We start from the raw sequence: 2,000 nt of genomic DNA, 5'->3' as shown, positions 1-2,000 counted from the left end.
CGCCCCGTCAGGGGCGCGGGGAACTGCGCGACCAGCCACGACGAACCCGCAGCCGATCGCTCGACGAAGGTCACCCCTTCGTGCCACCGGCGGTAAGGCCCGTCACCAGGTTCTTCTGCACGAGGTAGAAGAAAATGGCGGCCGGTATCGCGATCAGCACAGCCGTCGCGGCCATCAGGTTCCGCTGAGCGTCGTGCTCGCTCACAAAGGTCTGCAGACCGACGGCAAACGTGTACTTGTCGTCGCTCAGCATGAACGTCGAGGCGAACGCGACCTCACCGAAGGCCGTGAGGAAGCTGTAGAACGCGGCGACCGCGAGGCCGGGCTTGGCGAGCGGCAGGATCAGCCGCGCGAACGTGCCGAAGGGGGTCAGCCCGTCGACGCGCCCCGCCTCGTCGATCTCGAACGGGATGGTGTCGAAATAGCCCTTCATCAGCCAGGCGCAGTACGGCACGATCGTGGTGCAGTTGACAAGGATGAGACCAAGGTAGCTGTCGATGAGCTGGAGATCCGAGAGGATCTGGTACATCGGCACGATCAGTACCGCGATCGGGAACATCTGGGTGACCAGCAGCACCCACATCAGCTTCCGGTAGCCGGGGAACCGCATCCGGGAGACCGCGTAGCCGGTGGACGCCGCGACGACGACGCCGATGAGCGTCGTGCCCAGCACCACGACCAGCGTGCTCGTCAGCCAGTCGAAGAAGCTCGTGTCCTGGAGGACGAACGCGTAGTTGTCGAGCGTCATCTTGCTCCAGATGCGCCCGGGGTGGAGGTAGTCGTCCTTGTCCGGGCCGAGGGACAGGAAGACCAGCCAGGCGATCGGGAAGAGCGCGGTCAGGCTCGCGCCGATCAGCACGGCGTGCGAGGCGAGGGAGGCCGCGCGGCTGTTCTCGCCGCGGCGGCGGACCGCGGTCGTACTCGTCGTACTCATTTCGGGCTCCTGCCTCAGATCGCGAGCTGCTGCTCGTTGCGGTTCAGCCAGCGGCGGTAGAAGGAGGTGAAGACGATCAGGAGGGACAGGAGCAGGATTCCGTAGGCGGCGGACTGGGCGTAGTCGCGCGGCTGCTGCCCGAAGCCCAGCTGATAGGCCCACGTGACGAGGATCTGGGCGTCGGGTGCGGTGTTGCCGAACAACAGGAAGATGATGGCGAACTGGTTGAAGGTCCAGATGACGCCGAGGAGTACGACCGTCGTACTGACGGACCGCAGGCCGGGCAGGGTGACGTAGCGGAACCGCTGCCAGGCGCCCGCGCCGTCCATCTCGGAGGCCTCGTACAGGCTCGCGTCGATCGACTGCAGTCCGCCGAGCAGCGAGACCATCATGAACGGCACACCGCACCAGGTGTTGACCATGATCGCGGCGAACCGCTGCCAGAAGGTGTCCTCCAGCCACGACGGCGTCGGCAGGTGCAGGAGGTCCAGGCCGGAGTTGATGATGCCGCCGTCGGCGAGCATGAACCGCCAGCCGAAGACGGTGACGAAGGTCGGCACGGCCCAGGGCAGCACCAGGATCATCCGGTAGAGGGTGCGTCCGCGCAGCTTCTGGTTGAGCAGCAGCGCGAGCCCGAGACCGATGCCGTAGTGCAGGGCGACACAGGCCGCCGTCCAGAAGACCGTCCACAGGAAGTGCGACCAGAAGCGGTCGTACGCCGTCGGGCCCCACAGGATGTCGGCGTAGTTGTCCAGGCCGATGAACTTGTAGGTGGCGTCGATCTCGTTGACGCCGATCGTGCGGGCGGTGTTGAGGCTGGTGGCGTCGGTGAGCGTGAGGTACAGGCCGTACGCCAGCGGGTACAGCACGAGGACCCCGAGGACGATGGCCACCGGGGCGACCATCGCGTAGGCGTACCAGTGCTTGTGGAAGCCGTTCTTCAGCCGCTGGGCCGGCCCGGGGCGCGGTTCCCGCTCACCGCGCCGCTTGCCGGTCGCTCGGTCGATGACGACTGTCATGGTTCGACACCTTCTGGAGGTTCAAGGAGTTCAGGGAGGCCAAGGGG

At 66.2% G+C, this 2,000-nt stretch carries 2 protein-coding genes; both read right to left on the bottom strand.

Annotation, left to right across the window (positions count from 1 at the left end):
• Nucleotides 1-70 precede the first annotated feature (70 nt).
• Nucleotides 71-934, bottom strand: a complete 864-nt coding sequence (locus ACWIF2_RS29165; protein WP_454363751.1) for a sugar ABC transporter permease — start codon at nucleotides 932-934, stop codon at nucleotides 71-73.
• Between the two features lie 14 nt (nucleotides 935-948).
• Nucleotides 949-1,953, bottom strand: coding sequence for a carbohydrate ABC transporter permease (locus ACWIF2_RS29160; RefSeq protein ID WP_454363750.1), 1,005 nt, complete (start codon nucleotides 1,951-1,953; stop codon nucleotides 949-951).
• Nucleotides 1,954-2,000 lie beyond the last annotated feature (47 nt).

The organism is Streptomyces sp. NPDC055506, from assembly GCF_053643595.1.
Note: the sequence above shows the minus strand (reverse complement) of the source record. Positions and strands in the feature narration are given on the sequence as shown.

Excerpts from the sequence above, each read along its gene's own strand:
- ACWIF2_RS29165 (WP_454363751.1), bottom strand. The coding sequence starts at position 934 with ATGAGTACGACGAGTACGACCGCGGTCCGCCGCCGCGGCGAGAACAGC.
- ACWIF2_RS29160 (WP_454363750.1), bottom strand. The coding sequence starts at position 1,953 with ATGACAGTCGTCATCGACCGAGCGACCGGCAAGCGGCGCGGTGAGCGG.